At 60.7% G+C, this 24,807-nt stretch carries 26 protein-coding genes; 14 read left to right on the top strand and 12 right to left on the bottom strand.

Going from position 1 to position 24,807, the window contains the following annotated elements; translation table 11 throughout:
• The 12 genes from urtE (at position 1) to ureG (ending at position 8,643) form a co-directional block, all read left to right on the top strand.
• Complete coding sequence (gene urtE, locus FHX09_RS24695) at positions 1-696, top strand: urea ABC transporter ATP-binding subunit UrtE (RefSeq protein ID WP_184450781.1); 696 nt, start codon at positions 1-3, stop codon at positions 694-696.
• 179 nt (positions 697-875) lie between these two features.
• On the top strand, positions 876-1,697 hold the full coding sequence (locus tag FHX09_RS24690) for an urease accessory protein UreD (protein ID WP_132593449.1): 822 nt from the start codon (positions 876-878) through the stop codon (positions 1,695-1,697).
• Between the two features lie 131 nt (positions 1,698-1,828).
• A complete protein-coding gene (locus FHX09_RS24685; RefSeq protein ID WP_007533656.1) occupies positions 1,829-2,131 on the top strand; it encodes an urease subunit gamma in 303 nt (100 codons plus the stop codon).
• Between the two features lie 7 nt (positions 2,132-2,138).
• A complete protein-coding gene (locus FHX09_RS24680; protein ID WP_132593451.1) occupies positions 2,139-2,393 on the top strand; it encodes a DUF1272 domain-containing protein in 255 nt (84 codons plus the stop codon).
• A 10-nt stretch (positions 2,394-2,403) separates the two neighbouring features.
• A complete protein-coding gene (locus FHX09_RS24675) occupies positions 2,404-2,709 on the top strand; it encodes an urease subunit beta (protein WP_007790266.1) in 306 nt (101 codons plus the stop codon).
• 19 nt (positions 2,710-2,728) lie between these two features.
• Positions 2,729-3,136, top strand: coding sequence for a lysozyme inhibitor LprI family protein (locus FHX09_RS24670; RefSeq protein WP_007790265.1), 408 nt, complete (start codon positions 2,729-2,731; stop codon positions 3,134-3,136).
• 16 nt (positions 3,137-3,152) lie between these two features.
• Positions 3,153-3,776 (top strand): Urease operon accessory protein, encoded by a 624-nt coding sequence (locus tag FHX09_RS24665; RefSeq protein ID WP_132593453.1) that lies wholly within the window; start codon positions 3,153-3,155, stop codon positions 3,774-3,776.
• A 3-nt stretch (positions 3,777-3,779) separates the two neighbouring features.
• A complete protein-coding gene (gene ureC / locus FHX09_RS24660) occupies positions 3,780-5,489 on the top strand; it encodes an urease subunit alpha (RefSeq protein ID WP_132593455.1) in 1,710 nt (569 codons plus the stop codon).
• Positions 5,490-5,831: 342 nt separating this feature from the next.
• On the top strand, positions 5,832-6,683 hold the full coding sequence (locus tag FHX09_RS24655) for a GGDEF domain-containing protein (protein WP_007790262.1): 852 nt from the start codon (positions 5,832-5,834) through the stop codon (positions 6,681-6,683).
• A gap of 97 nt (positions 6,684-6,780) precedes the next feature.
• Positions 6,781-7,251, top strand: a complete 471-nt coding sequence (gene ureE / locus FHX09_RS24650; protein ID WP_184450780.1) for an urease accessory protein UreE — start codon at positions 6,781-6,783, stop codon at positions 7,249-7,251.
• Between the two features lie 6 nt (positions 7,252-7,257).
• Positions 7,258-7,929, top strand: a complete 672-nt coding sequence (locus tag FHX09_RS24645) for an urease accessory protein UreF (RefSeq protein WP_184450779.1) — start codon at positions 7,258-7,260, stop codon at positions 7,927-7,929.
• A 102-nt stretch (positions 7,930-8,031) separates the two neighbouring features.
• Positions 8,032-8,643: an urease accessory protein UreG gene (gene ureG, locus FHX09_RS24640; protein ID WP_007790259.1), complete on the top strand. Its 612-nt coding sequence runs from the start codon at positions 8,032-8,034 to the stop codon at positions 8,641-8,643.
• Between the two features lie 3 nt (positions 8,644-8,646).
• On the opposite strand, the gene FHX09_RS24635 is transcribed toward ureG, so the two are convergent.
• The 7 genes from FHX09_RS24635 to FHX09_RS24605 form a co-directional block, all read right to left on the bottom strand.
• The gene (locus tag FHX09_RS24635; RefSeq protein ID WP_184450778.1) at positions 8,647-9,327 is read right to left on the bottom strand and encodes a Crp/Fnr family transcriptional regulator; all 681 of its coding nucleotides are present in this window, start codon (positions 9,325-9,327) and stop codon (positions 8,647-8,649) included.
• A 142-nt stretch (positions 9,328-9,469) separates the two neighbouring features.
• Positions 9,470-12,763 (bottom strand): efflux RND transporter permease subunit, encoded by a 3,294-nt coding sequence (locus FHX09_RS24630; RefSeq protein ID WP_132593463.1) that lies wholly within the window; start codon positions 12,761-12,763, stop codon positions 9,470-9,472.
• A gap of 10 nt (positions 12,764-12,773) precedes the next feature.
• Positions 12,774-13,964, bottom strand: coding sequence for an efflux RND transporter periplasmic adaptor subunit (locus FHX09_RS24625; protein WP_132593465.1), 1,191 nt, complete (start codon positions 13,962-13,964; stop codon positions 12,774-12,776).
• A 402-nt stretch (positions 13,965-14,366) separates the two neighbouring features.
• Positions 14,367-15,338, bottom strand: a complete 972-nt coding sequence (locus tag FHX09_RS24620; RefSeq protein ID WP_132593467.1) for an ABC transporter substrate-binding protein — start codon at positions 15,336-15,338, stop codon at positions 14,367-14,369.
• A gap of 55 nt (positions 15,339-15,393) precedes the next feature.
• Positions 15,394-16,521 (bottom strand): ABC transporter permease, encoded by a 1,128-nt coding sequence (locus tag FHX09_RS24615; RefSeq protein WP_132593469.1) that lies wholly within the window; start codon positions 16,519-16,521, stop codon positions 15,394-15,396.
• Positions 16,518-17,402: an ABC transporter permease gene (locus FHX09_RS24610; RefSeq protein WP_132593471.1), complete on the bottom strand. Its 885-nt coding sequence runs from the start codon at positions 17,400-17,402 to the stop codon at positions 16,518-16,520. The genes FHX09_RS24615 and FHX09_RS24610 overlap by 4 nt, the downstream gene beginning before the upstream one ends.
• Positions 17,403-17,438: 36 nt before the next feature.
• Entirely contained in the window at positions 17,439-18,269 is an 831-nt protein-coding gene (locus FHX09_RS24605; protein WP_183722459.1) for an ABC transporter ATP-binding protein, read from the bottom strand.
• A gap of 53 nt (positions 18,270-18,322) precedes the next feature.
• On the opposite strand from FHX09_RS24605, the gene FHX09_RS24600 reads away from it, so the two are divergent.
• Positions 18,323-18,736 (top strand): cupin domain-containing protein, encoded by a 414-nt coding sequence (locus tag FHX09_RS24600; protein ID WP_007790241.1) that lies wholly within the window; start codon positions 18,323-18,325, stop codon positions 18,734-18,736.
• A gap of 9 nt (positions 18,737-18,745) precedes the next feature.
• Here the strand turns inward: FHX09_RS24600 and hydA are convergent, their stop codons facing one another.
• The 3 genes from hydA to FHX09_RS24585 all read right to left on the bottom strand — a co-directional run bounded on the left by hydA (position 18,746) and on the right by FHX09_RS24585 (position 22,169).
• Positions 18,746-20,203 carry a dihydropyrimidinase gene (gene hydA / locus FHX09_RS24595; protein WP_132593475.1) on the bottom strand — a complete coding sequence of 486 codons (1,458 nt, stop codon included), beginning with the start codon at positions 20,201-20,203 and terminating at the stop codon, positions 18,746-18,748.
• Positions 20,204-20,216: 13 nt separating this feature from the next.
• Positions 20,217-20,852, bottom strand: coding sequence for a LysE family translocator (locus FHX09_RS24590; RefSeq protein WP_007790238.1), 636 nt, complete (start codon positions 20,850-20,852; stop codon positions 20,217-20,219).
• 63 nt (positions 20,853-20,915) lie between these two features.
• Positions 20,916-22,169, bottom strand: coding sequence for a Zn-dependent hydrolase (locus FHX09_RS24585; protein ID WP_132593477.1), 1,254 nt, complete (start codon positions 22,167-22,169; stop codon positions 20,916-20,918).
• Between the two features lie 302 nt (positions 22,170-22,471).
• On the opposite strand from FHX09_RS24585, the gene FHX09_RS24580 reads away from it, so the two are divergent.
• On the top strand, positions 22,472-23,128 hold the full coding sequence (locus FHX09_RS24580; protein ID WP_007790235.1) for a TetR family transcriptional regulator C-terminal domain-containing protein: 657 nt from the start codon (positions 22,472-22,474) through the stop codon (positions 23,126-23,128).
• 33 nt (positions 23,129-23,161) lie between these two features.
• On the opposite strand, the gene FHX09_RS24575 is transcribed toward FHX09_RS24580, so the two are convergent.
• Positions 23,162-24,229, bottom strand: coding sequence for a glycosyltransferase family 4 protein (locus FHX09_RS24575; RefSeq protein ID WP_183722418.1), 1,068 nt, complete (start codon positions 24,227-24,229; stop codon positions 23,162-23,164).
• A gap of 100 nt (positions 24,230-24,329) precedes the next feature.
• Complete coding sequence (locus tag FHX09_RS24570; RefSeq protein WP_132593481.1) at positions 24,330-24,743, bottom strand: rhodanese-like domain-containing protein; 414 nt, start codon at positions 24,741-24,743, stop codon at positions 24,330-24,332.
• Between the last annotated feature and the right edge of the window lie 64 nt (positions 24,744-24,807).

The following is a 24,807-nucleotide window of genomic DNA, read 5'->3' as shown; positions in this document are numbered from 1 at the left end:
ATGCTGACAGTCGAGAATGCAAACCTTCACTACGGCGCGGCACAGGCGTTGCGCGGCATCTCCATCAAGGCTGACATGGGCAAGATCACTTGCGTGCTGGGGCGTAACGGCGTGGGCAAGAGCTCTCTTCTCCGCGCCGTTACCGGCCAGCATCCGCTGTCGGCTGGCAGTGTCAGCTTCAACGACGTGAAGCTGAACGGACTGCCGCCATTTGCCCGCGCCAAGCAGGGCATCGGCTATGTGCCTCAGGGCCGCGAGATCTTTCCCTTGCTGACGGTCAAGGAAAACCTCGAGACCGGCTTTGCGCCGCTGGGGCGCCGGGACCGTTCCATCCCTGATGATATTTTCAGCCTGTTTCCGGTGCTGCAGTCGATGCTCGGGCGGCGCGGCGGCGATTTGTCGGGCGGACAGCAGCAGCAACTGGCGATCGGCCGGGCGATGGTGACGCGGCCGAAGATCCTCGTGCTCGACGAGCCGACCGAAGGCATCCAGCCGTCGATCATCAAGGATATCGGCCGGGCGATCCGCTATCTGCGCGACAGCACCGGCATGGCGATCCTGCTGGTCGAGCAGTATCTCGATTTCTGCCGCGAGCTCGCCGACTATGTCTACATCATGGATCGCGGTGAGATCGTTCATGAGGGGTTTGCCGAAACGCTTGATACACCGGAAGCGCGTCGTCATCTGACAGTCTGATCCTGCGGCAATCCATTGGGCAGATGCTGCTTTCTTCGGCAATTCCTGAGTGCGTCGAAGCTGCTGGTCCGAAGGCGCGGAACGCATGGGCGCGGCACAGGAATTGCTTGCTTTCGGCAGGTTACCGACTTCAATGAAAACGGCTGGGGTCAACCGGCGGTGCACTGGAAAGGGATGGAATGACGAACCGGGCGGTAGCCACGAGACCGCAAAGAGCCGAGGGGTGCGGGCATCTGGCTGCAAAGACGCTCGACGGGCGCACGCGCCTGCAGGAGCTTTATCAGGAGGGAGCGGCAAAAATCCGCCTTCCCGATACATTCGATTCCTCCATGGAGGCTGTCATCATCAATACGGCAGGCGGCCTCACCGGCGGCGACCGGATGAGCTGGAACGTAAATGCCGGTCCAAGCACGCGCATCGACGTCACCACCCAGGCCTGCGAGAAGATTTACAAGGCGTCAGCGGGAACGGCCGAGGTCAACACCAGCATTTCTGTTGGCGCCAACGCTCGGCTGGACTGGCTGCCGCAGGAAACCATTCTGTTCGATCGCTCGTCGCTGTTTCGAAGACTCGACGTCGATCTCGATGATGATGCCGAATTCCTGGCCGTCGAAGCGATCCTGCTTGGCCGCAAGGCGATGGGGGAGGCGGTGGACACCGGCCTCTTTCGCGACCGCTGGCGTATCCGCAAGGCAGGCCGACTCTGCCACGCGGAAGACCTGCAATTGCAGGGGAGTGTCGCATCGCTTGCCTGTGCGGATGCTGTGCTCGGTGGCAAGGTCGCGTTTGCGACGGTGCTCTATGTCGGGCCGCGTGCGGAAGCTTATCTCAGCGCAGTGCGTCCCTTGCTCGAAGATCATATGGGCGGCGCCAGCAGCTGGGCCGGCAAGCTCGTCGTGCGTCTTTCGGCGCCCGACGGTTTCGCCTTGAGAAAAATCCTAATCCCGATCATTTCGACCTTGCGCAATGGAGCGCCGGTACCGAAAGTCTGGAATCTCTAGAACCGGATGATTGCAGGTTCTCCGACCTGAAATCTGAATCCGGTTCTAAATTAAGAAGTAGAGCATGATGTCGTCCGAAAACCGCTTCAGACTTTTCGGCATCATGCACTGACCAAGCAGATGGATGCACGATGAACCTCACACCGAGAGAAAAAGACAAGCTGTTGATTTCGATGGCGGCCATGGTCGCGCGGCGGCGGTTGGAGCGGGGCGTCAAGCTCAACCACCCGGAAGCGATCGCGCTGATCACCGATTTCGTCGTCGAAGGCGCGCGTGATGGTCGCCCGGTCGCGGAACTGATGGAAGCCGGCGCCCATGTCATCGGCCGTCACCAGGTCATGGAAGGCATCGCCGAGATGATCCACGACGTGCAGGTCGAGGCGACTTTTCCCGATGGCACCAAGCTCGTGACGGTCCACGAGCCGATCCGCTGAGGTTCACATGCTGGAGCTGCGCCCCAATTGCGAATGCTGCGACAAGGATCTGCCGCCTGACAGTTCCGAGGCGATGATCTGCACCTTCGAATGCACATTCTGCACCGATTGTATCGCCGATGTCCTCGGCGATGTCTGCCCGAATTGCGGCGGCGAGCTCGTGCGCCGCCCGGTGCGCCCGGCGGCCAAGCTTGCCAAATACCCCGCCTCGACAAAGCGCGTTCTGAAGGCCGATGGCTGTATGCCCATCAAGGCCACGTGAGGAGAAAATCATGATCCCAGGAGAAATCATTGCCGCAAGCGGCGAGATCGAGCTGAACGTCGGTGCGCCGACGGTAACGCTCGAGGTCTCGAACACCGGCGATCGCCCGGTGCAGGTTGGCAGCCACTATCATTTCGCGGAAACGAATGCGGGCCTGTCCTTCGAGCGGGAGAAAGCGCACGGCATGCGACTTGATATCCCGGCAGGCACTGCCGTGCGCTTCGAGCCCGGCCAGACGCGATCGGTAACGCTGATCCCGCTTTCCGGCAAGCGCGAGGTCTATGGTTTCCGCCAGCTCGTGATGGGCAAGCTCTAAAGTGGCCCGGGAGGAAACGATGCGCGCGAGCTTGCATCTTCTGGCGGCCGGCGTTGCGATGTTCATCGCCTTCGGCGCCAGTGCCGAAGATCTGGACTGCAAAAATCCCGTCACGCAGGCCGACATGACCGCTTGTGAGCAGGTGCGTCAGGAAACCGCCGACAAGGCGCTGAACGCCCAATACAAGATTACGCGCGCGGCGCTTGCTACGCTCGACAAGGATCTCGGCGCCGATAGCGGTGCCGAGAAGGCGCTTGTAAAGGCACAGCGGGCGTGGGTCGATTTTCGCGATGCGGAGTGCGAGGCGGCAGGCTTCCAGGCGCGCGGCGGCACGATGGAGCCGATGCTGGTCGCCGGCTGCATCGCCGAGTTGACGGACGAACGCACCAAGCAGCTCAAGGAACTTGCAGAAACGATGGGCAACTGAGGTGGTTGGCAGGATCATGATCGTCGGCAACGGAGAGATCGGAGCAGAAGCGGCGGCCGCGGTGGTGGATGCCGCATTCGTGATCCGCTTCAACGAATGCCGGTCCTATGAGGCGAGCCCGGGCCGCACCGATGTCGTCGCGATCTGCAATACGGGGCGGCCAGCAAAGGCAATGCTCGGCTCCGATGCGTGGCGGGAACATCCCGGCGTGCGGGAAGCGGCGGCGATCTGGAGCGTGCGCGATCCGGAGAAATTCGCGGAGCTGCGTGCGCCACTTGCCGTATCGCATCCCGAGCTGGATGATTTCTGCGACGATTACACGAGTCAATTCAATGCGTTCTGCACGGCCGTTGGAAAGGCGCATGTGGTCGTTGATAAAGTGATTCATGAGGCCGTCGACACGGCGCTCGCGGCTTACCACCCGGCGCCTTACGTCGTGCCGAGCAGCGGCATGATCGTGATCGCTGAAGTGATGAACAGATTTCCCGAGGCGGCCATCGATCTCGCGGGCTTCGGCCACGCGGGTTGGGAATGGCACCCCTTTGCTGCCGAACGGCAGCTTGTCGACAGTTATGTCGCCGCCGGCCGCGTCACGCGGCTGCCGGCGAGCACGTCCCTTTCTTCCTCCCAAGGAGCCTGACATATGCCTTACAAGATTTCCCGCGCCGCCTATGCCAGCATGTTCGGCCCGACCACCGGCGACAAGGTGCGTCTTGCCGATACGGAGCTCTTCATCGAGATCGAGAAGGACTTCACCAGCTATGGCGAAGAGGTGAAGTTCGGCGGCGGCAAGGTTATCCGTGATGGCATGGGGCAGAGCCAGGCAACGCGGGCGCAGGGTGCCGTCGATACCGTTATCACCAATGCCGTGGTTATCGATCACTCCGGCATCTACAAGGCCGATATCGGGCTCAAGAACGGCCGTATCGCGGCGATCGGGAAGGCGGGTAATCCCGATACCCAGCCGGGCGTCAACATCATCGTCGGTCCCTCGACCGAGGCCATCGCGGGCGAAGGCAAGATCATCACGGCCGGCGGCATGGACGCGCATATCCACTACATCTGCCCGCAGCAGATCGAAGAAGCGCTGATGTCCGGCGTCACCTGCATGCTGGGCGGCGGCACGGGCCCCGCACATGGCACGCTGGCCACCACCTGCACCGGCGCCTGGCATATCGAGCGGATGATCGAGAGCTTCGACGGCTTTCCGATGAACCTCGCGCTTGCCGGCAAGGGCAACGCCTCGCTGCCGGCGGCGCTCGAGGAAATGGTGCTGGCCGGCGCGTCGTCGCTAAAGCTGCACGAAGATTGGGGCACGACGCCGGCGGCGATTGACTGCTGCCTTTCGGTCGCCGACGAATACGACATCCAGGTGATGATCCATACCGATACGCTGAACGAAAGCGGCTTCGTGGAGGATACGATCGGCGCTATCAAGGGCCGCACAATCCACGCCTTCCACACGGAGGGCGCGGGCGGCGGACATGCGCCTGATATCATCAAGATCTGTGGCCAGTCGAACGTCATTCCGTCGTCGACCAATCCGACCCGGCCCTATACCGTCAACACGGTTGCCGAGCATCTCGACATGCTGATGGTCTGCCATCACCTGTCGCCGTCGATCCCGGAAGATATCGCCTTCGCCGAAAGCCGCATCCGCAAGGAGACGATCGCCGCTGAAGATATTCTTCACGATATTGGCGCCTTCTCGATCATCTCGTCCGACAGCCAGGCCATGGGCCGCGTCGGCGAGGTAGCGATCCGCACCTGGCAGACGGCCGACAAGATGAAGCGTCAGCGCGGACGCCTCAAGGAAGAGACGGGCGAGAACGACAACTTCCGCGTTCGCCGCTACATTGCGAAATACACCATCAACCCTGCGATCGCCCAGGGCCTCAGCCACGAGATCGGTTCGGTCGAAGTGGGCAAGCGCGCCGATCTGGTCCTGTGGAACCCTGCCTTCTTCGGCGTCAAGCCGGAGATGGTATTGCTCGGCGGTTCGATCGCGGCAGCTCCGATGGGCGATCCGAACGCTTCGATCCCGACGCCGCAGCCGATGCACTACCGGCCGATGTTTGCCGCCCACGGCAAGCTGCGCACCAATTCGTCGGTAACCTTCGTTTCGCAGGCGTCGCTCGACGCCGGTCTGAAGAGCCGTCTCGGCGTCGCCAAGAATCTCGTCGCGGTGAAGAACACCCGTGGCGGTATTTCCAAGGCGTCGATGATCCACAACAGCCTGACGCCTGAAATCGAGGTCGATCCCGAGACCTACGAGGTCCGTGCCAACGGCGAGTTGCTGACCTGCGAGCCGGCGACGGTGCTGCCGATGGCGCAACGTTACTTCCTGTTTTGACTGTTTGGAGCCGACCGGTGTCAAAGGCCGGCCGGTCCTAACATCTTGCGTTAGGACTGAATCTTCCCTGGGTTGTTTTTTATTTTTCGATGTTCCACCTTGAGGCGGCCTGTTCATATTGGAACATTGTTGTTGTTGCGGCTTGAAAACATAGGCAAAAACAGTGGCTTATGATTTCGGCTTTATTGGTTGATTCACGGCAGAAAGCGTTGCGTTTTCGGGCACTTTTCAACCGGCGATCAATTCATAAAACTCGCTCAAATCTTAACAATTGACTTAAGAACTCGGCAGGAGTTGGCCTCTAAGCAATCTCCCTGGCGGTAGGCAAGAGGGTCGATTCGCATGAGAATTTCACTCCAGGCGGAGCTTGGCGATTTTCAGGATCGCCACACAATTTACGTGTTCGCTCTCAAGATGAGCTTCCTGGCGGTGACGCTGTCGTCGGTCGTGATAACGCTTGTATTGCCTCCGCTCGACTGGATGGGAATGTTGCCCGTCCCGCTCGCTCACGGCGTTGTCTATGGCGTCTTGCTGTCGTGGCTTATCGGCGGCGCGGTTTCGAGCATGTTGTCTCTCGTGGCAGGTCACGCGATGCATCAGCTCAGCGTCTCGCGCGCAGAGTTCGAGCACTTAAGCCGTACGGACGTGCTGTCAGGTCTTCTCAACCGACGCGCCTTTACCGAGGCATTGGGGCAGGTTGATGGAAATGCCTGCCTCGCGATCTTCGATGTGGACCGTTTCAAGGCCATCAATGACCGCTTCGGTCATGGCTGTGGCGACGCCGTGATCGTGGCCGTGTCGGCCATTTTGGCCGCCGCCTTCGACGGGCACTCCGTCGCGGGGAGGCTGGGCGGAGAAGAGTTCGGCGCGATCGTTGTCGGTGGCTCGCAGGAACAGCGGATCGAGAGAGTGCGGTCGGTCTGCGCACGTTTGGCGGCGCATCCCGTCGTTGCCGACGATTGCGTGGTTGCACTTACTGTGTCGGCCGGTATTGCCGAGCTCGAGCCGGGGCGCAGCAAGGAGGGTGCCTATTCAGCGGCAGACAAGGCACTTTACCTGGCAAAGGCGCTCGGTCGAAACCGCGTGGTGCATGAGAACGAGGGACTGCATCCGGGTTGGCGCAGGCATCTGCCGGCGGAAGCTGCGGCTGCTCGCGCGATGAATATGGATTGCGATGAGGCGCGGCTGGCCTGAAGAAATTCGGGCGGCGCTATTGTCCAGCGCCTCATTCCATCTTGCATCGTACGGGGCTATTTTGCATGGTCGCAATCTCAAGCGAATTGGACATGTCATGCAACGCGTTACTTCCTATCTGCCTGCCGGAACGCCTTCCTCGAACCCGATCGGAAAAGTCGTTCTGCCGCACGACTTGAGGCATTTGCGGCGGAAGCTGCTCCATCTCGAAGACGGCGAGATGGTCATGCTCGATCTCAAGGAGCCGGTGCTTTTTGCAAGTGGCGATATGCTGGTTCTCGAGGACGGCGAACTCATCGAAATCGTGGCGGCCGACGAGAAGCTTTTCGAGGTCAAGGGCAAGGATCGCCTGCACGTGATCGAGCTCGCGTGGCACCTCGGCAATCGGCATCTCGGCGCGCAGATCGAGGAAGACCGCATTCTCATCCTGCGGGATCATGTGATCCGCTCCATGCTGGAAGGGCTTGGTGCGACGGTCCGGGAAGTTGCCGAGCCGTTCCAGCCGGCGCGCGGCGCCTATCATTCGCACGCACCCTCGCATGGGCATGACCATCACTCGCACGACTGAGCAAACATGACTGATGACGCTGATCTGCAAGCTCTGCTGCGGCTGATGGCATGGCTTTCGCCAGCCTTCCCCGTCGGGTCGTTCGCTTATTCAGGTGGTTTGGAGCGTGCCGTCCACGATGGGTTGGTCACCGATGCCCATTCGCTTGCGGGGTGGGCATCGAACCTGATCGCGCGTGGGGCTGCGTGGAATGATGCCGTTCTTCTCGCTGAGAGCCACCGCTGTCACGGACAACTGGAGCGGCTTGGCGAACTGGCGGAACTCGCTGAGGCGCTTGCCGGCTCGCGCGAGCGTCATCAGGAAACGATGCTGCTTGGCGATGCGTTCCTGTCTGCCGCCAGTGCGTGGCCAGACGAGGTCTTCGATCGATTGCCACGACACGTGGCGTATCCAGTGGCCGTCGGCGCCGTTGCGGGTGCGCATGGGGTGGCGTCGGAGAAGGCGATCGCGGCATTCCTCCATGCCAATCTCTCGCAGTCAGTTTCCGCAGGCATCCGTCTCGGCGTTGCCGGGCAGAAGGATGGCGTTGCCATTTTGTCGCGGCTGGAAGGCGAAATAGCCTCCGTCGCGAAGCGGGCAGCCGCGTCGACACTCGACGATCTCGGATCGGCGACCATCCAGGCCGATATCATGTCGCTGCGCCACGAGACGCAGCCGACGCGGCTCTTTCGATCATGACTTTATCCAGGCAGGTCCGGCCAGCCGTCACGACCTGCGTCATTTGCCGGTGGTCGCTCTTCGAGCGGGGCGCTATCATCGGCTGTTATTGGAGTTCAGAACATGAAATCAGGAAACGGACCCTTACGCGTAGGCATCGGTGGGCCGGTTGGCTCCGGCAAGACGGCGCTCACCGAAAAACTCTGCAAGGCCATGCGTGACGAATATTCCGTCGCCGTTGTCACGAACGACATCTACACGACTGAGGATGCCGAGGCGCTGATGCGCATGCAGGCCTTGCCGTCGGATCGGATCGTTGGCGTGGAAACCGGCGGTTGCCCGCATACGGCAATCCGTGAAGACGCTACGATCAATTTGCAGGCCATCGCCGGCCTCAACGAGCGGATTCCCGATCTCGATGTTGTTTTCATCGAGTCGGGCGGCGACAATCTGGCTGCCACCTTCTCTCCTGATCTGGCGGATATCACGATCTACGTCATCTCGGTTTGCCAGGGCGAGGAAATCCCGCGCAAGGGTGGCCCCGGCATTACCAAATCCGACCTTCTCGTCATTAACAAGAAGGATTTGGCTCCCTATGTCGGCGCGGACCTGGAAGTCATGGACCGCGATGCGACCCGCATGCGCCAGGCACGCCCCTTCGTTTTCTCCGACATGAAACGCGGCGATGGCGTCAATTCCATCGTCAGCTTCCTGAAGGAACACGGTGGCCTGTAGAGGTCAGACCTGTCTCAGCACATTGACATCCTCGATCGCGATGGCGCGGCCGCTAACGCTTACGCCTGATGTGCGCAAGGTGGAGAAGGCACGTGACAGTGCCTCCGGCGCAAGGCCCAGCTTTCGTGCCAGAAGGCTCTTCTGGAATGGAAGGCGCAAGGAGGCGCGCGTGCCTTCATTCGTGCAGTGTGTCAGCAGGTAATGCGCGACGCGCTGCGGGCTCGTCTGCATGCGATCCCGCGCCAGGCAATCCATGGTCGAAAGCAGATGCTGCGAGAGGCTGCGCGCGATCGCGCCGCCAATGCGCGGGCGCGCGTCCAGTAGCGCTTTGACCTGTGCGATGTCGAAGCGGGCGAGGATCGCGTGTTCCATCGCTTGGGCGTTGTAATTGTATCCTTCGCCGGCAAGCACCAGGCATTCGCCGAAGCTGTCGCCCGGCTCGCAGATGCTGATATCGGCTACGCGGCCTTCGGCGTCGCGAAAGAGGCGAACATAGCCGCTCAGCACGCAGTAGAAGTAACGTGCCTTCTCGCGTTCGCGGAAGAGAACGTCCTGCGGCTCATAACGCACCGCCACCGCGCAAGACAGCAGAGCATCTCGCTCCTGCCGGTCGAGGCTGGACGCGATCAATGCACCATCAAGCACCGCACGCTGCGCGCCGCTCAGTTTCAAAGCTCTGGTCATCTGTTTCTCCCTGTGGCGCGGCAAGCGCCGCCCCTACCTGATACTGGTAAGGGTAAGCGGGAGGTGCAGTTCAGAACTTGATCTCGATCAAATGTGGCCTAATAAAAAAGCCGGGGCGTGACCCCGGCTTCTGAATTGGCGGCTACTCCGCCGCGAAAGGCGGCAGGCGCACGACATTGCCTGATTTGCCGCGCTTGCCTTCCGGCGTCTCGATTGCGGTTACCCGGCCTTCAAGGGCACCAACAACCTGCGTGAGCTCTTCGCGGGACATTGCCAGATCTTCCTTGTCCTTCCTGCCCACCAGACGGCCGAACATCCAGGCAAGCAGACGGGAGAGATCGTCCATGATCAGGAAGAACGAAGGCACGACGACCAGCGAAAGCACGGTCGACACGATAATGCCGCCGATCACGGCAATCGCCATCGGCGCGCGGAATGAACCGCCTTCGCCAACGCCGAGCGCCGACGGCAGCATGCCTGCCGACATCGCGATGGAGGTCATGATGATCGGGCGGGCGCGCTTGCGGCCTGCCTCGACCATGGCCTCCACCCGCTCCATGCCGCGATGTCGCATCTCGATCGCGAAGTCGACGAGCAGGATGGCGTTCTTCGTCACGATACCCATCAGCATCAGGATGCCGATCATGACGGGCATGGAGAGCGGGTTCTGGGTGACGAGCAGCCCGACTGCCACGCCGCCGATCGCAAGTGGCAGCGAAAACAGGATGGTGAAGGGCTGGATCACGTCCTTGAAGAGGAGGATCAGCACAGTCAGCACCAGCATGAGGCCCATCAACATGGCGTTGACGAAGCTCTGCTGCATTTCGGTCTGGACCTTCGTATCGCCGCTTTCAGCCAGCTGGACCGTCGGAGGGATCTTGGCCTCAGTGACGATCTGCCGGAACCGAGCGGATGCCGTGTCGAGCGCCACACCCTGCGGCAGGTCGGAGCCGATCGAGACCACGCGGTAGCGGTTGTTGCGCTTGATTGAGCTGACGCCCTCCGAATAGTCGATATCGGCGACGGTGGAGAGCGGCACGGTGCCGCCGCTCGCGGTCTGGATCTTCAGTGCCCGCAGGGCGGCAAGATCGCGGCGCATGTCGAGCGACGCCTGGACGCGGATCGGAATCTGGCGATCGTCCAGGTTGATCTTGGCGAGGGCCGCATCAATGTCACCGATGGTGGCGACGCGGATGGTCTCGGAGATTTGTTGCGGCGTGATGCCAAGACGGGCAGCCTGGTCCTTGCGGGGGCGGACCTGAAGTTCAGGACGGGGCAGGGCGCCCTCGGCGCTGACGTTTGCCAGCAGCGGATCGGCACGCAGCTTTGACTCCAGGATGCCGACAGCGTCGTTCAGGTCCTTCTCGTTCTTCGAGAGGAAGTTGAACGACAAGTCGCGCTCGCCGCGATCGTTGAGCTTCAAGATACGCACGTCAGGGATATGGCGGAGTTTGGCAAAGACCTCCTTTTCGATATCCCACTGCGGGCGAACGCGACCCTTCGGTTCCACCTTCGGCAGATACGGGCCGATGATCGGCAGTTTCCCAAGGAAATCATCGACAAGCTTTTTCGAAAGCCTCTGGTCGAGCTTATGGAGCGTGAGCGTAACGGTCGCGCGGCGCAGTTCGAGGTCGCCCTTCGGAGACGCGCCGCCGAGGACGAATACGCTTTCAACGCCGTCGATATCCTTGACGTCTTTGTAGATCGCATCCGTTGTCGCATCGGTATCGTCGAGCGTCGCGTTCGGCGGCAGTTCGACGGACAGCACGATGCGCGATGCATCTTCCGGCGGCAGGAAGCTGCCGGGCACTTGCGCAAGCAACATGACGGAGCCAACGAGGAACGCGATCGCCGCAAGCAGCGTCGCATAACGCGTCCACCACCGCCGGGTCGTGGCGCGCACGAGGCGCGTGTAACCGCGGAAGAAGAGACCATCATTGTCGTGATGGTCCTCGATGCCGTCTTCCGCACGCATTAGGTATGCGGCCATCATCGGCGTGATGAGGCGTGCCACCATGAGCGAGAAGAAGACGGAGAAGGCGACCGTGAGACCAAACTGAATGAAGTACTGGCCTGGGATGCCGGGCATAAACGACACCGGCACGAACACGGCAATGATCGTGAAGGTCGTTGCGATGACCGCGAGGCCGATTTCGTCGGCGGCCTCGATTGCCGCGCGATAGGGAGTCTTGCCCATCTTAATATGACGGGCGATGTTCTCGATTTCGACGATCGCATCGTCAACGAGAATACCTGTCGCGAGCGTCAGGGCCAGGAAGCTGACTAGGTTCAGCGAGAAGCCCATCAGGTCCATAATCCAGAACGTCGGGATCGCCGACAGCGGCAGTGCGACTGCCGAAATCAACGTTGCACGCCAGTTCCGGAGGAACAGGAAGACGACGATGATTGCAAGTACCGCGCCTTCGATCAGCGTATCGATGGCCGCTTCATAGTTGCCGTATGTGAAGTAGACGGAGTCGCTGATCAGCTCGATACCGACGTTCGGGTTCTCGGCCCGAACCTTGTCGAGGCTCTTGGCGACAGTCTCCGCAACGCTGACCTCACTGGCGCCCTTCGAGCGGAACACGCCGAAGGTGACGACTGGCGTATCATCGAAACGCGAGAAGGACTTCGGCTCCTGATAGGTGTCCTTGATGGCGCCAAGGTCGGACAGCTTGACGAAACGACCGTTCGGCAGCGCGATCGTTGTGTTGGCGAGTTCGGCCACGTTGCGGGCATCGCCGAGCACCCGGATCGCCTGCTCGCTACCCGCCACCTGGCCGCGGCCGGAGCCGAGGTCCACGTTGGTGCCGCGCAGCTGCTGGTTTACGCTCGCGGCGGTTATGCCGTGGGCGTTCAGCTTGTCGGGATTGAGCTCGATGCGTACTTCACGCTCTGCGCCGCCGTAACGGTCCACGCGGCCGATACCGGCCTGCCCCTGAAGGGCGCGCTTGATCGTGTCATCGACGAACCAGGAAAGCTCTTCAAGCGTCATATCGGGTGAGGAGACGGCGAAGGTCTGGATCGCCTGGCCCTCTACGTCGACCTTCGAGACGATCGGCTCTTCCACGTTTGCCGGCAGGTCGCTGCGGATGCGGTCGATCGCATCCTTGGTGTCCTGAACAGCCTGCTCGGTCGGAATTTCCATGCGGAACATGACGACCGTCTGCGACTGGCCATCTGTCACCGTCGACTGGATCTCATCGATCCCGGTTATGCTGGCAACGGCGTCCTCGATCTCCTTCGTCACCTGTGTCTCGAGCTCGGCGGGCGAAGCGCCGCTTTGCGTGACGACGATGGAAACGAGCGGAACGTCGATGTTCGGAAAGCGCGTGATCGGCAGCTTGTTGAAGGACTGGATGCCGACGAAAAGCAGAAGTGCAAACGCCAGAAGCGACGCGACTGGATTTCGGATAGACCAGGCTGAAAAGTTCATCGGTCGTCTCTCAGTTGGAAGCCGGTGGCTGTTCACGAACCGGCGTAATGCGGTCGCCATCACGGACATAGGCGCCCGCCTTGGCTACGACTTCGTCGCCGGCTTTCAATCCCTTTACGATTTCAACATAGGCACCGTCCTGGATGCCGGTTTCGACCTTGGCAAACTTGACGACGCTGTTTTCGACTTTGCGGGCCGAGGATCCCTCGCTGCTCGACAGCACGGCTGAGACCGGGAGCGCCACGTTTTCCGTGGTGCGCACGACGATGTCAGCGCTGCCGTACATGCCCGAGCGTGCCTTGCTGGAGTCATCGATCAAAATATGGACCAAACCGAGGCGTGTGAGCGGATCGACCGTTGGCGAAACCAAGCGTACGGAGCCGGTAACCTTCTCGCGACTGCCGGAGAGCGAGAGAGTGGCCTTCTGGCCGGGCTGAACCTTGACGATGTCGCTCTCACCCACTTCCGCTACCAGCTCGATCTCGTCGTCGCGAATGATCGTGAAGAGCGGGTCGCCGGTAGCCAGTGCAATCGCGCCGATCTTGGCGTTCTTGGCTGCGACGGTACCGCCGACGGGCGTCTTGACATCGGTGCGCGCCAGCTTCAGATCGGCATCCGCAATCTGGCTTTCAGTCACCTTGATCTCCGCGACGGCGACCTGGATCGCCTGCTTTGCGGAATCGACACGGGCATTGGCTGATGCCGCTGCGGCATCAGCCTGCTCGACGGTCGCCGTGGAAACCGTGCCCTTCTTGCCCATTTCCTGGGCGCGTGCCTGCTGTTGGCGCGCCTGCTCTGCATTGGCCTGCGCCTCGATCAACTGAGCGCGAAGCTGCGCAAGGCTCGCTTCGTTTTTGGCCTTCGTGGCCTGCATCTGGCTCTTCTGTAGGATGAGTGCGTCGTCGTTCAGGGTCGCCAGCGTGCTTTCAGCTTGAACCCTGTCGCCAACATCGGCATTCAGCCTGCGGACCGACAATCCTTCGACTTGAGGCTGAATGTAAACTTCCTCGACAGGCTTTACCGTACCGGTCGCAACAACGCGGTCGACGAGGGTGCGGGTGGACGCCTTCGTCACCACGATTGCCGGCAGGTTCTGCTGCGGCTTTGCGACCGGCTGTTCCTGGGCAAATGCTGCCGAAGCAACAGCTGCCGCGATCAGCAGGGTTGAGGCGCGAAGTATCTTAACAGGCGTACGTGCCATGCGACGTCATCCAGTTTTGCTCGGCCCGACTCGCGCGGTGTCATCAGCTCGCGAATGGCCGGTTCCCGTATTGGTGTTCTCAGAAGTATTTCCGCATCCTTTGCCGGTTCTTACTTAAGAAGTCCCTCGTCCGGCAAACTCGGTTTGTACGTGGTAGCGATTTGCCCATCGCGCAAGCCCAGCAGAAAATAATTCCTCATTTGAACACAATAATTACCGTTGTGATGCAGATCAATCACTGTCCGGTTATGCAAGTATTCCGTTAGTTGATCGCGCATCGCCTCCATATGACGTGCGAGCCACGCCTGATGCGACATCGATCGCGAACTTTTCGCCAAATAAGCAAAACGCGCGGAAGCTCCGCGCGTTTCGCCGTTGCAGTCACTGTTTTACGTCACTGTTTTACTTGGAAGCCGCGTCCGTGACGTCGTGCGTCCAGGCGCCGGTCGGCTCCTTGTTGATGATCTTCTGATCAAGGAGAGCCTTGGCCGTGCGATCGTAAAGGGTGGTGTCGAGTTTGCCCGTGCCGTCGCCGATCAGCTTGGCGACTTCGCCCATCATGCGCTTCTGGTGGTTTTCGTCCTGGCCGCCGGCATCAACGACGATTTCGGCAGCTTCATCGGGGTTCTCGGTTGCGTATTTCCAGCCCTTCATCGAAGCCTTGACGAACTTGACCATCTTCTCCTTGAAGGCAGGGTCCTTCAGTTTGTCTTCCATGGCATAGAGACCGTCTTCGAGAAGGTCGTTGCCCATGGCGGTGTAGTTGAAGACGAGCAGTTCTTCAGGCTTGAAGCCGGCATCGATCGCCTGCCAGTATTCATTGTAGGTCATGACGGAGATGCAGTCGGCCTGCTTCTGCAGCAGCGGCTGCACGTCGAAGCTCTGCTTCAGCACGGTCACGCCGTCAGCACCGCCATCGGTCTTCAGGCCGAGCTTGTTCATCCAGGCGAAGAACGGGTACTCATTGCCGAAGAACCAGACGCCCAGCGTACGCCCCTTGAAATCGGCTTCGGACTTGATCGGGCCGTCCTTGCGGCAGATCATTTCCATGCCCGACTTCTGGTAGGGCTGGGCGATGTTGACGAGCGGAACGCCCTTTTCGCGGGCAACGAGCGCACCGCCCATCCAGTCGACGATGACGTCGGCGCCGCCGCCGGCGATCACCTGTTCCGGCGCGATGTCAGGGCCGCCCGGCTTGATGGTGACGTCGAGACCCTCTTCTTCGTAATAGCCCTTTTCCTTGGCGACGTAGTAGCCGGCGAACTGCGACTGCGTCACCCACTTGAGCTGCAGCGTCACCTTGTCGGCAGCCATCGCCTGGGCTGCTGCGAGCGACATCGCGCTCGCCATCATCGCAATAACCAGTTTTTTCATTTTCTTTTTCCCTCTGAAGTTATGCCCAATCCCATTTGCGGGAATAAAGCGACGCCTAGCCACCACGGATAGACGGATGCCAGAAAGTCACCGCCCTTTCGGCGAGGGCGACGACGCCATAAAAGATCGAGCCGACCAGCGCCGCAACGGCGATTTCGGCCCAGACCATGTCGACATTCATGCGCCCGATCTCGGTGGAGATACGAAAGCCCATGCCGACGATCGGCGTACCAAAGAACTCCGCAACGATGGCACCGATGAGCGCCAGCGTCGAGTTGATCTTCAATGCATTGAAAATGAAGGGCATGGCCGCCGGAAGCCGGAGCTTCAGCAGTGTTTGCCAATAGTTTGAAGCGTAGGTCTGCATCAAGTCGCGCTCCATCGGACCAGATGCAGCGAGGCCGGCGACGGTGTTCACCAGCATCGGGAAGAAGGTCATGATGATGACGACGGCCGCCTTCGACTGCCAGTCGAAGCCAAACCACATCACCATGATCGGCGCGACACCGATGATCGGCAGTGCCGACACCATATTGCCGATCGGCAGCAATCCCAGGCGCAGGAAGGCGACGCGATCGGCGAGGATCGCGACGGCAAAGCCTGCACCACAGCCGATAATGTAACCGGCGAATACCGCCTTGAAGATCGTCTGGCGTACGTCGTCGGCCAGGATCGGCAGCGAGCCGGCGATCCTGGCGCCGATGGCGCTCGGCGGCGGCAGCAGAACGAAGGGAATGCCGGCGCCGCGCGTCAGCGCTTCCCAAATTATCAGGATCCAGGCGCCGAAGATTGCCGGGATCAGCAGCCGGAGGCAGGAGCGGACAAAACTGGAACCTGGCGTCATCGCCGAAAGCTCGGTGACGCAGCGCCAGGCAAGCAGCCAGCAGGCTGCCATCAGCAGGAAGAAGGATTGGGTCGCCAAACCTTCGTTTCCGGTCACGTCCGCGAGCAGCACCCACGCCGCCCAATGCGCACCGACCAGCAAAACGGCGGCGATGTATGGCTTCGGCAATGGTGCAAAGGAAACGAAGGCGAGGGCGACGATCAGCGCGATCGTCAGGCCCACCGTTATTGACGACACCGGGTCCGGTGCGCCTTCGGCCATGATCGGCAAGGCGATGATCGCAATCGCCGCCAGCACCAGGGCAAGAACGCCCTGCCATGAGAAGGTCATCTGGTTCATGCCGCCCTCCCGCCCATCGAACGATCGACGATCTTTGCGACAAGACCGACGATGGCGACCAGGCTTGCGGCCAGTACCGAGCCTGCGACGAGAGCCGCCCAGATGTCGATCGTCTGACTGTAGTAGGAGCCTGCGAGCAGCTTCGAGCCGATGCCGGCGACGGCACCGGTCGGAAGCTCGCCGACGATTGCGCCGACCAGGCTTGCGGCGATCGCGACCTTCATCGAGGTGAAGAGGAATGGCACGGAGGCGGGAACGCGAAGCTTCCAGAAGGTCTGCGAGGCTGTCGCGTTATAGGTCCGCATCAGATCGAGGAACATGACTTCGGGCGAACGAAGACCCTTCACCATGCCGACCGTGACCGGGAAGAAGGAGAGGTAGGTCGAGATCAGCGCCTTAGGGATCAGGCCGGTGATGTTGATGGCGCCGAGGACGACGATCACCATCGGCGCGATTGCCAGGATCGGTATGGTCTGCGAGGCGATGACCCATGGCATGAGGCTGCGCTCAAGCGCCTTGATGTGCACGATCCCGACGGCGATCACGATGCCGAGCAGTGTGCCGAAGCCGAAACCGAGGAGCGTCGAAGAGAGTGTGACCCAGCTATGGTAGACGAGGCTGCGATTGCTCGAAAGCTTCCGCAGGAACGTGTTCTCGAAGACGTTCTGCACCACCTGATGCGGCGCGGGCAGCAACGGCTTTGGCTGCGAGAGCGTCTTTTCGATGAATTCGATGGTGCCAGGCGTCTGGTTGGCCCGCTGATCCATGTCGCGCTGGAAGGAGGCGTTCATCAAGACCGCCGCGACGTACCAGATCGCGATCAATGCCAGGAGGATTGTGAGGACGGGAACGATCCGATCCTTGAGGGTATCTGATTTCATGAGCGCCCCCGCGCACCGGTTTTAACACCCAATGGCCTAGTGCTCATAGCTGTGTCCCGATCTCAGGCCCTCGCGCACGCGATGGGCGATTTCAAGGAACTCGGGCGACTCGCGAATGTCTAGCGGCCGCTCCTTGGGAAGGGGCGAGTCAATGACGTCAGTGACGCGGCCGGGGCGGGGTGACATGACCACGATCTTGGTGGAGAGGTAGACGGCTTCGGGGATCGAGTGGGTGACGAAGCAGATGGTCTTGTTCGTGCGCGTCCAGAGCTTGAGAAGTTCCTCGTTCAGGTGGTCGCGGACGATTTCGTCGAGGGCGCCGAAGGGTTCGTCCATCAAGAGCAGGTCGGCATCGAAGGCGAGTGCGCGGGCGATGGAGGCGCGCTGCTGCATGCCGCCGGACAGCTGCCAGGGGAATTTCTTCTCGAAGCCGGATAGGTTCACCAGATCGAGCGCATCGGCGATGCGTTTCTTCTGGTCAGCCGAGGCGTAGCCCATGATTTCGAGCGGTAGAGCGATATTCTTCTCGATCGTACGCCAGGGATAAAGTGCCGGCGCCTGGAAGACGTAGCCGTAGGCGCGAGCCTTGCGGGCTTCCTCCGGCGTCATGCCATTGACCGTGATCTCGCCCGATGTTTTCCTTTCGAGATCGGCGATCACGCGCAGGAAGGTCGTCTTCCCGCAACCTGAAGGGCCGATGAAGGAGACGAAGTCGCCCTTGCGCACGTCGAGATTGACGTTTGTCAGCGCATGCACGGGAGCATCGCTGGCATCATAGGTCAGACAGAGGTCCTTGGCGGATACGACGGAGGCAGCTTGCGTCAATGCTTGTGTATCCTGTTTTCCCCGCGCTTCTGCGCTTTGCATGATAGTATGAGTAGCTGTTTTCATTGTTCCGGCAAGGTCCATGGAGGATGACGATGGACGCGACATCAAAGCCCACCTGTCACATTGTGCGTCCCAGTCATGCCTACGACGGCAAGCAGGGGCTCAGTTACTTCGAAGGCATCGCGGCCGAGACGGTCGGCGCCAAGGGCATCTGCATGCATTTGCTGACGATTCCGCCCGGCGTTCGGGCCAAGGCGCATCTGCACGAGTCGCACGAAACGGCGATCTACATGCTCTCCGGCGTGGCTCACACCTGGTATGGCGACGAGCTGGAGCATCATGTCGTCGTGCACGCCGGCGAGCTGTTCTACATCCCCGCCGGTGTGCCGCATCTGCCCGCCAACCTCAGCAGTACCCCCTGCACCGCAATCATCGCCCGCACCGATCCGAACGAGCAGGAAAGCGTCGTTTTGCTTCCGGAGCTTGATCGGCTGGTGCAGGAGTGATGCCAAGGATCAGACCCCCGTCGCCGGAATGCCCGACCGTTCGACCTTGCGGGGCGCCACAAGCTCCTTCCATGTCGAGAGCGCCTTATTGACTGCCTGGAACGGCTCGCGCTTGACGAACTGGCCGTGGCCCTCCTTCGTCTTGACCGTGCTTTCCTCGATCGCCACTTCGCCGCGCGTCAGCGTGTAGCGCGGCAGGCCGGTGACTTCCTTGCCTTCGAAGACGTTATAGTCGATCGACGATTGCTGCGTCTTGGCCGAGATCGTCTTCGAGCGCTTCGGATCCCAGACGACGATATCCGCATCGGCGCCGACGAGGATGGCGCCCTTCTTCGGATAAACATTGAGGATCTTGGCGATGTTGGTCGAGGTGACCGCAACGAACTCGTTCATTGTCAGGCGGCCAGTGTTCACTCCATAAGTCCAGAGCATAGGCAGTCTGTCCTCGAGGCCGCCGGTGCCATTGGGGATCTTGGCGAAGTTGCCGACGCCGAAGCGCTTCTGCTCGGTGGTAAAGGCGCAATGGTCGGTCGCCACCACAGACAGCGAGCCGGACTGCAGGCCGGCCCAAAGGCTGTCCTGGTGCTGCTTGTTGCGGAAGGGTGGAGACATGACGCGGCGGGCGGCGTGATCCCAGTCCTTGTTGAAATATTCGCTTTCGTCGAGCGTCAGGTGCTGGATCAGTGGCTCGCCGTAGACCCGCATGCCCTTCTGGCGGGCTCGGCGGATCGCTTCGTGCGCCTGTTCGCAGGAAGTGTGCACGACATAAAGCGGCACGCCGGCCATGTCGGCGAGCATAATGGCGCGATTGGTTGCCTCGCCTTCGACCTCGGGCGGGCGTGAATAGGCATGTGCCTCGGGACCGTTGTTGCCTTCGGCGAGAAGCTTCGCGGTCATCGAGGCAACGACGTCGCCGTTCTCGGCATGGACCAGAGGCAGGGCGCCGAGCTCGGCACAGCGCTGGAAAGAGGCGAACATCTCGTCGTCGTTCACCATCAGCGCGCCCTTGTAGGCCATGAAATGCTTGAAGGTGTTGATGCCCTTGTCCTTGACCACCGTCTCCATCTCGTTGAAGACGCGCTCGTTCCAGCCGGTGATGGCCATGTGGAACGAGTAGTCGGCGTTTGCGCGGCTCGTCTTGTTGTCCCACATTTGCAGCGCTTCAAGCAGCGACTGTTCCGGTCCCGGGAGGCAGAAATCGACGACCATGGTCGTGCCACCGGCAAGGCCCGCACGGGTGCCGCTTTCGAAGTCGTCGGAGGAGTAGGTTCCCATGAACGGCATTTCGAGATGGACATGCGGGTCGATACCACCCGGCATGACGTAGCAGCCCGTGGCATCGAGCGTTTCGGTGCCGGAGAGGTTGGGGCCGATCTCGGCGATCTTGCCGCCTTCGATCCTCACGTCCGCCTTGTAGGTCAGGTCCGCGGTGACGATGGTACCGTTCTTGATGATCTTTGATGTCATGATGAACCTCCGCTCAGGCGCGCATGGTTGCGAGTTTTAGACCGAAGCCGACGAAGACGACGCCTGTTGCCGCCTTGATCCAGCGTTGCACTCTGCCTCCACGCGTCAGCGTAGCAAGGCGCGAAAACACGACGACCATGGCGCTAAACCAGACCAGGTTGATCATCGAATGAATGAATACCAAAAGGAAGATATTGGCGGCGGTCGCTTTTTCCATCGGCACGAACTGCGGGAAGGCCGCGAGATAGAACATCGCAACCTTGGGATTGAGTGCATTGGTCAGAAAGCCCTCGATATAAGCCGCCAACAGGGTCCGTCGGCGTTTTGAAGGGGCGGCGATCGGCTGCGATGAAAGCGGATTGCGCCAGGCCTGCGCCAGCGCCTTGACGCCAACCCAGCACAGATAGGCGGCGCCAAGCATCTTGACTGCAAAGAACAGCTCGGCCGAGCGCGCGAGAATGACCGAGACGCCGAAGACGACAAACGCCCCATGCAGGTAAAAGGCGGAGACGAAGCCGGCGACATTGGCAAAGCCCGCCAATCGACCCGAGGTGGGTACGGTCTTGGCGATCAGAACACCGTTTGGGCCCGGGGAGATAACGAGCAAGGTTGTCACTGCGACGAAGGCAAGGATAGTTGTCAGATCCATGAGTGCTTTTCCTATGTCAGCCGCGGGTCTTCATGAAGAATGTCGTCCATTGCCGACTGGCAGTCACGCCACGATCTCCGCTGTCTCGACGACGGCGTGGAAGAGGACGTCAGCGCCTGCTGTTGCCCATTCCTTGGAGATGTCCTCCGCCTCGTTGTGCGAGAGACCTCCGACGCAGGGGCACATGACCATCGTGGTCGGGGCGACCTTTGCTGCCCAGCAGGCGTCGTGGCCAGCGCCCGAGATCAGGTTCATGTGGCTGTAGCCGAGCCGTTCGGCTGCGCCGCGCACGCGGGAAACAAGCGTCGGATCGAAAGTCACTGGCGCGAAGTGGCCGATCGCCTCGATCGTGCAGCCGACGCCGAGTGCTTCGCAAATCTTTGGCGCTTCCGCTTCGATCCTGGCACGCATGCCGTCGAGTTTTGCCTGATCCGGCGAGCGGATGTCGACGGTAAAGACGACCTTGCCCGGCAGGACGTTGCGGGAGTTCGGGGTGAAGAAGACCTGGCCGACGCCGCCCACGGCGCCCGGCTGGTTCTCCATCGCCACGGTCTGCACCATTTCGATGATGCGTGACATCGCCAGCCCGGCGTTCACGCGCATGTTCATCGGGGTCGAGCCGGTATGGGCTTCCCTGCCGGTCAGCGTGAATTCAAGCCACCAAAGACCCTGACAGTGCGTGACCACGCCGATCTGCTTGTTCTCGACCTCGAGGATTGGACCCTGCTCGATGTGGTATTCGAAATAGGCGTGCATCTTGCGCGCGCCGACCTCTTCGTCGCCGACCCAGCCGATGCGCTTCAGCTCGTCGCCGAAGCTCTTGCCTTCGGGATCCTTGCGATCATAGGCATATTCCAGCGTATGGACGCCGGCGAAAACACCAGAGGCCAGCATGGCCGGGGCAAAGCGGGCGCCTTCCTCGTTTGTCCAGTTGGTAACGACGATCGCGTGCTTGGTCTTGATGCCAAGGTCGTTCATAGTGCGGACGACTTCCAGTGCGCTGAGCACGCCGAGCACGCCGTCATACTTGCCGCCGGTCGGCTGGGTGTCGAGGTGCGAGCCGACATAGACCGGCAGAGCGTCCGGATCGGTGCCGGGGCGGGTCGCGAACATCGTGCCCATCTTGTCGACCCCGAGCGTCAGGCCAGCGCCTTCGCACCATGTCCTGAAGAGGATGCGTCCTTCGGCATCGGAATCCGTCAACGTCTGGCGATTGTTGCCGCCAGCAATGCCTGGGCCGATCTTTGCCATGTCCATGAGGCTGTCCCAAAGACGATCCCCGTTGACGCGCATGTTCTCGCCTGGTGCTGCCACCATGTCTAAAGTCCTCACCTGTTTTCTGCGGTCATGCAATGGGCATGCCCGCTTGTTCCCGTGGTCAGTTTCTCGGCGCGCTTGTTTGTTTTGTTAGCGCCGGAAAATCGCCAGTTGCCTTTGTTTTGCATCTGATCGATAATTTGACCGATTGGTAAACATTACAACTTCCGGCGCTGGGCTCAAGACGAAAATCAGGAAAAATACAGACAAAATTACCGGCATCTGCTCAATTTTGCGGCAAGGTGCCCTGCCTGTCCAATCTTGAGTGAAACGGTTGAATTTGAAGGGGAAACAAGGTCGACATGGCAATCCCGAGAGCAGCCAAGACCCAGCGGCGCACACGCATCCAGGAGGAGAAGGAAGAGCAGATTCTTGAAGCCGCGCTCGATGTGTTTTCGGTCAGCGGCTTTCGCGGTTCCACCATCGACCAGATCGCCGAAGTCGCCGGCATGTCGAAGCCGAACCTGCTCTATTATTTCCGTACCAAGGAAGCGATGCATCGGGCGCTGATCGACCGCGTGCTTGATACATGGCTGGAGCCGCTGAGAGCCTTCGACGCCGAGGGCAATCCCGAAAGCGAGATTCGCAGCTATATCCGCCGCAAGCTCGAAATGGCCCGCGACTTCCCGCGTGAGAGCCGGCTTTTCGCCAACGAAATGCTGCAGGGCGCACCGCATGTCGAAGATGAGCTGAAAGGGCCGCTGAAGGAACTCGTGGACGAAAAGGCCGAGGTCATCCGCGCCTGGGCAAAGGCGGGGAAGATCGCCAAGTGCGACCCCTATCATCTGATCTTTTCGATCTGGTCGACGACGCAGCACTATGCCGACTTCGACGTTCAGGTAAGGGCTGTGCTCGGGCAGGAGCATGCAGGCGCCGGTCGCTTCGAGGATGCGGCTCGCTTTCTCGAGCAGCTGTTCATCGACGGGCTGAAGGTCAAGTCCATGCCAAACGCGTCATGATGTCATGGGCGCGCTAGCGTCCGGCATGGTGCGTCATTCCTCTAAATCGAAGAGCGTGTCGATTGCCGCACGTGCCTTCGCATGGCGGGTGCGATAGGCTTGGCGGATGACCTTGCGTCTTGCGTCCAATGCCGGTCCCGGCGCCACGGCGGACAGCCATGCCAGTGCCGTCGGCACGAACTCGTCGTCGGCGGGGGCAAGCAAATCGCTTTCGTCCAGTTGCTTCCTGATACAGCCGCGGTCGGTGGAAATCACCGCGTTTCCGGCCGCCTTCGCCTCGAAAATCACCAGCGGCTGCGCCTCGTTGCCGTACGTTGTGGGGAGGACGAGCACGTCGATCTCGCGATAGAAGGCGGCTTTCGCGTCGTCATACAACGCACCCCGGTAATCCAGCATATCGCCCAATTCCATGACGGCGGCGTCAATCGCCGCGCGCTCGCCAGTGCCGGCCGGACCCGCGAGGATCGCCCTGATCGACAAGCCTTCATGCCGCGCTTGCCTTGCGAGATCAAGGAAGGTGTCGAGACCTTTCTCGGTACCGAGATGGCTCAGCATTCCGATCACAAGAGTCGTGGCGTATCGCGGTGCGTCGTTCTGCTCCGTTGGTACCACGTAAGCAGCATTGGAGACGATGCTACTGCGCATGCGACGCTGGTAGGTGTCGGTGAAGCGGTCTCGCATGACATCGCACGAAAAGATGTGCCGCAATCGGCTATCGCCGAAAGCTAGGACACATCGCATCAGTAAGCTCGCCCTATCGATATAGCTGAAACTGTGATGATGCAGATAGATTGGGTAGGCCAACAGTCTCGCGACCAGCACGATCAGCGCCGTGTAGACCAAACCAGGGCCGCCTTCACAGGCAAGATAGCAAATCCGGTTGTCATGCTTGCGATCGCGGACGAGCCGGCGGCAGGCGCCGAGGACACGGTTGAGCCTGATTGGATGCTTGAGCAACGACAGTTTGCCGAATGGCGGGGAGACGTCGTGGTTGGTGACGCTGTTTCCTTCCTCGAGAAGCGCGATCATGCTCCTGGTCGCGAGCGAGAAGCCGTTGAACGGCGGAGGCAACTGGCCGATCGCAATAATGTGACGTGTCATGCAGGAGGCTACCCTTTGCGCCTCCCGACTATCGCATCGATGAAAGAAAATTCAATCTCGCGCGCATGGGCTGCAGTTCTGGCCCACAGCACATGCGACGTTAGGCTGCAGCGGTTTCCGAGCCGCCATCGAAGGCAAAGCCTTCGTCGGCCCAACCCGTCATTCCGCCAATCATGACCTTCACCTGAAGCCCGAGCCGGGCAAGGCGCAGGGCTGCCTTGTCGGTGCCGTTGCAATGAGGGCCGGCGCAGTAGACGACGAAGATGGTATCTGCGGGCCACTCCGACATGCGGTGGGCCGTCATCTTCCCGTGCGGCAGGTTGATGGCGGACGGAACGTGAGAGGCGGCATAAAGCGTCGGGGAACGGACATCCAGCAGCACGAAGTCGCGGTGGCCGGCGGCGAGCGATGCGTGAACATCCCAGCAGTCGGTCTCGAAAGCGAGCTTGCGGGCATAGTAGGCGGCGGTGGCTTCCGGAGAGGCGGCAGGGGTTTCGGTGACGAAGCTCGGCATGGCATGTCCTTTCGGTTCGAGTTGTCGCCGACCATTGCTGATGTTATGTCTTGGCGAAATTGGC

Origin of the sequence: Rhizobium sp. BK538 (assembly GCF_014197575.1) — a bacterium.
Classification (GTDB): domain Bacteria; phylum Pseudomonadota; class Alphaproteobacteria; order Rhizobiales; family Rhizobiaceae; genus Rhizobium.
The sequence above is the reverse complement of the archived record's forward strand: the minus strand, read 5'-3'. Positions and strand labels throughout refer to the sequence as shown.

Coding starts and splice junctions, on each gene's coding strand:
- FHX09_RS24630 (WP_132593463.1), bottom strand. CDS start 12,763: ATGAACTTTTCAGCCTGGTCTATCCGAAATCCAGTCGCGTCGCTTCTG.
- FHX09_RS24615 (WP_132593469.1), bottom strand. CDS start 16,521: ATGAACCAGATGACCTTCTCATGGCAGGGCGTTCTTGCCCTGGTGCTG.
- FHX09_RS24575 (WP_183722418.1), bottom strand. CDS start 24,229: ATGACACGTCACATTATTGCGATCGGCCAGTTGCCTCCGCCGTTCAAC.
- FHX09_RS24620 (WP_132593467.1), bottom strand. CDS start 15,338: ATGAAAAAACTGGTTATTGCGATGATGGCGAGCGCGATGTCGCTCGCA.
- ureC (WP_132593455.1), top strand. CDS start 3,780: ATGCCTTACAAGATTTCCCGCGCCGCCTATGCCAGCATGTTCGGCCCG.
- ureE (WP_184450780.1), top strand. CDS start 6,781: ATGCAACGCGTTACTTCCTATCTGCCTGCCGGAACGCCTTCCTCGAAC.
- ureG (WP_007790259.1), top strand. CDS start 8,032: ATGAAATCAGGAAACGGACCCTTACGCGTAGGCATCGGTGGGCCGGTT.
- FHX09_RS24635 (WP_184450778.1), bottom strand. CDS start 9,327: ATGACCAGAGCTTTGAAACTGAGCGGCGCGCAGCGTGCGGTGCTTGAT.
- FHX09_RS24610 (WP_132593471.1), bottom strand. CDS start 17,402: ATGAAATCAGATACCCTCAAGGATCGGATCGTTCCCGTCCTCACAATC.
- FHX09_RS24675 (WP_007790266.1), top strand. CDS start 2,404: ATGATCCCAGGAGAAATCATTGCCGCAAGCGGCGAGATCGAGCTGAAC.
- FHX09_RS24590 (WP_007790238.1), bottom strand. CDS start 20,852: ATGGATCTGACAACTATCCTTGCCTTCGTCGCAGTGACAACCTTGCTC.
- FHX09_RS24600 (WP_007790241.1), top strand. CDS start 18,323: ATGGACGCGACATCAAAGCCCACCTGTCACATTGTGCGTCCCAGTCAT.
- FHX09_RS24580 (WP_007790235.1), top strand. CDS start 22,472: ATGGCAATCCCGAGAGCAGCCAAGACCCAGCGGCGCACACGCATCCAG.
- FHX09_RS24690 (WP_132593449.1), top strand. CDS start 876: ATGACGAACCGGGCGGTAGCCACGAGACCGCAAAGAGCCGAGGGGTGC.
- FHX09_RS24605 (WP_183722459.1), bottom strand. CDS start 18,269: ATGCAAAGCGCAGAAGCGCGGGGAAAACAGGATACACAAGCATTGACG.
- FHX09_RS24680 (WP_132593451.1), top strand. CDS start 2,139: ATGCTGGAGCTGCGCCCCAATTGCGAATGCTGCGACAAGGATCTGCCG.
- FHX09_RS24665 (WP_132593453.1), top strand. CDS start 3,153: ATGATCGTCGGCAACGGAGAGATCGGAGCAGAAGCGGCGGCCGCGGTG.
- urtE (WP_184450781.1), top strand. CDS start 1: ATGCTGACAGTCGAGAATGCAAACCTTCACTACGGCGCGGCACAGGCG.
- FHX09_RS24670 (WP_007790265.1), top strand. CDS start 2,729: ATGCGCGCGAGCTTGCATCTTCTGGCGGCCGGCGTTGCGATGTTCATC.
- FHX09_RS24625 (WP_132593465.1), bottom strand. CDS start 13,964: ATGGCACGTACGCCTGTTAAGATACTTCGCGCCTCAACCCTGCTGATC.
- FHX09_RS24585 (WP_132593477.1), bottom strand. CDS start 22,169: ATGGTGGCAGCACCAGGCGAGAACATGCGCGTCAACGGGGATCGTCTT.
- hydA (WP_132593475.1), bottom strand. CDS start 20,203: ATGACATCAAAGATCATCAAGAACGGTACCATCGTCACCGCGGACCTG.
- FHX09_RS24685 (WP_007533656.1), top strand. CDS start 1,829: ATGAACCTCACACCGAGAGAAAAAGACAAGCTGTTGATTTCGATGGCG.
- FHX09_RS24655 (WP_007790262.1), top strand. CDS start 5,832: ATGAGAATTTCACTCCAGGCGGAGCTTGGCGATTTTCAGGATCGCCAC.
- FHX09_RS24645 (WP_184450779.1), top strand. CDS start 7,258: ATGACTGATGACGCTGATCTGCAAGCTCTGCTGCGGCTGATGGCATGG.
- FHX09_RS24570 (WP_132593481.1), bottom strand. CDS start 24,743: ATGCCGAGCTTCGTCACCGAAACCCCTGCCGCCTCTCCGGAAGCCACC.